Origin of the sequence: Streptomyces sp. NPDC087787, assembly GCF_044743035.1 — a bacterium.
In the GTDB taxonomy this organism is placed as follows: Bacteria; Actinomycetota; Actinomycetes; order Streptomycetales; family Streptomycetaceae; genus Streptomyces.
On the sequence record NZ_JBIUVQ010000062.1, the window covers coordinates 1 to 2594 of the forward strand.

1 protein-coding gene is annotated in these 2594 nt (G+C 71.7%); it reads right to left on the reverse strand.

The genetic code is table 11. The features are described from left to right. Positions 1-2594, reverse strand: a 2594-nt coding sequence (locus tag ACIOWN_RS34465; RefSeq protein WP_362358064.1) for an amino acid adenylation domain-containing protein, incomplete at both ends; no start/stop codon positions are given.

Below are 2594 nucleotides of genomic sequence, written 5' to 3' on the forward strand. Positions count from 1 at the left end.
GGCCGGTCCGGGTCGGCGACCACGGCCTCCAGCAGCCGTGTCCACCGAGCGAACAGCGTCTCCACCGTCGCACGGTCGAACAGGTCGGTGGCGTATTCGACCGCCCCGGAGATACCAGCGGGGGCGCCGCCGTCGCCGGAGCGTTCGAAGAGGCTGATGCCAAGGTCGAACTTGGCGGTGCCGGTGGGCGCCGCCACGTGTGAGACCCGCAGATCCGGCAGGTCGAAGTCACCCATGGGCGCGTTCTGCAGGGCGAACATGACCTGGAAGAGCGGGTGGTGGGAGAGCGACCGCGTGGGGTTGACCACCTCCACCAGGTGCTCGAAGGGCACGTCCTGGTGGGCGAACGCCTCCAGCGCGGATTCCCTTACCCGGCCCAGCAGTTCCGTGAACGAAGGGTCACCGGACAGATCGGTGCGCATCACGAGGGTGTTGACGAAGAACCCGACCAGGTCGTCCAGGGCCTCGTCGGTTCGTCCCGCGATGGGACTGCCGACCGCGATGTCGGTGCCCGCGCCGAGCCGGCCGAGCAGCGCCGCCAGCGCGGCCTGGAGGACCATGAACATGCTGGCGCCGGAACGGCGGGCCAGGTCGGCCAGCCCGGCGTGCAGGGCGGGACCCGTCTCGACCAGGAGAAGTCCGCCCCGGTACGAGGCGACAGCCGGGCGCGGCCGGTCCGACGGCAGCGCGCTCTGCTCGGGCAGTCCGGCCAGTTGCCCGGTCCAGTACGACAGCTGACGGGCGAAGAGGCTCTTCTCGTCGCCGGGGTCACCGAGCAGGTCCCGCTGCCACAGGGTGTAGTCCGCGTACTGAGCCGGCAGCGGTGACCAGTCCGGCTTGCCGCCCTCGCGGCGGGCCGTGTAGGCCGTTGCCAGGTCCCGGGAGAGCGGACCGGTCGACCATCCGTCACCGGCGATGTGGTGGATCACGACCAGCAGCACGTGCTCGTTCGGCGTCAGCTCGAACAGCTCCGCGCGCAGAGGAGGTTCGCCTGCCAGGTCGAACGGGTGCCGGGCGGCGTCTGCGAGCTGCTCGGACAGGGCACCGTGACTGATCGCGGTCAGCCGTACCCGCGGACGGGCCTCGTCGACGTCCAGCACCCGCTGGTACGGCACCCCGTCGCTCTCGGCGAAGACCGTCCGCAGGCTCTCGTGACGGGCCACCACATCGGCCAGCGCGTCGCGCAGCGCCTGCTGGTCGAGGTCTCCCGTGAGCCGCAACGCGAGCGGGATGTTGTACGTGGCGCTCGTGCCCTCCATGCGGTCCAGGAACCACAGGCGGCGCTGCGCGAAGGAGAGCGGGATCCGCTCGGGGCGCTCGGCGGCGGTCAGCGCGGGACGTGCCTGCCCGGCGCCGTCGAGCGCCGCGGCGAGCCCCGCCACGGTCGGCGCCTCGAACAGGACGCGCAGGCCGAGCTCGGCACCGAGGACCGTGCGAACACGGGCGGCCAGCCGGGTGGCCAGCAAGGAGTGGCCGCCCAGGTCGAAGAAGCCGTCGTCCACGCCGACCTCTGACACCCCCAGCACCTCGGCGAAGAGTTCGCACAGAATCTGCTCCCGCGGTGTGCGGGGCGGCCGCCCGGATCCGGCTCCGCCGAACTCCGGCTCGGGGAGGGCGGCGTGGTCGAGCTTGCCGTTGGGCGTCAGCGGCAGGGCGTCGAGCGTGACGACCGCCGACGGCACCATGTAGTCCGGGAGCCGCTCGCGCAGGTAGGCACGCAACCGCTCGGGTCCCTCGGTCGCGGACACCGCGTAGGCCACCAGCCGGTCCTGGCGGGCGATCACGGCTGCCTGGGTGACGTCGGGGTGGGTGGTGAGTACGGCTTCGATCTCGCCGGGTTCGATGCGGAAGCCGCGGACCTTGACCTGCTGGTCGGCGCGGGTGATGTATTCGAGGTCGCCGTCGGTGCGCCGGCGTACGAGGTCGCCGGTGCGGTACATGCGGTTGCCCGCGGGGCCGTACGGGTCGGCGAGGAAGCGTTCGGCGGTGAGTGCTGGGCGGTTGAGGTAGCCGCGGGCCAGTCCGGCGCCGGCCACGTACAGTTCGCCGGGGACGCCTGCCGGTACTGGTCGCAGGTGTTCGTCGAGTACGTAGACCTGGGTGTTGGCGATGGGACGGCCGATCGGCGGTGCCTGGTGGCAGGGGGTCAGCGGTTCGCTCATCGTGGCGCATACGGTGGTTTCGGTCGGTCCGTACGCGTTGATCATGCGGCGGCCGGGCGCCCACCGCGCCACCAGCTCAGGAGAGCACGCCTCACCCGCGACGACCAGCGTCGACGGCGTCAGGTCGGCCGCCCCGAACGCGGCCAGGGCCGAGGGCGGCAGAGTGACGTGGGTGACGCCGAGGTCCCGGTCCGCGAGCGCCTTCAGGGGTTCCTCGGAAGGTGCCAGTACCAGGGCCGCACCGGTCAGCAGGGCACCGCACAGATCCCAGAACGAGGCGTCGAAACTGGGCGAGGAGACCTGGAGCACCCGGCTTTCCACGTCGAGCCCGAGGCGTTCCGCTTGCGCCGTGACGAGGCTGGTGACACCGGCGTGGCTGACCACGACGCCCTTGGGGCGGCCGGTCGAGCCGGAGGTGTAGATCACGTATGC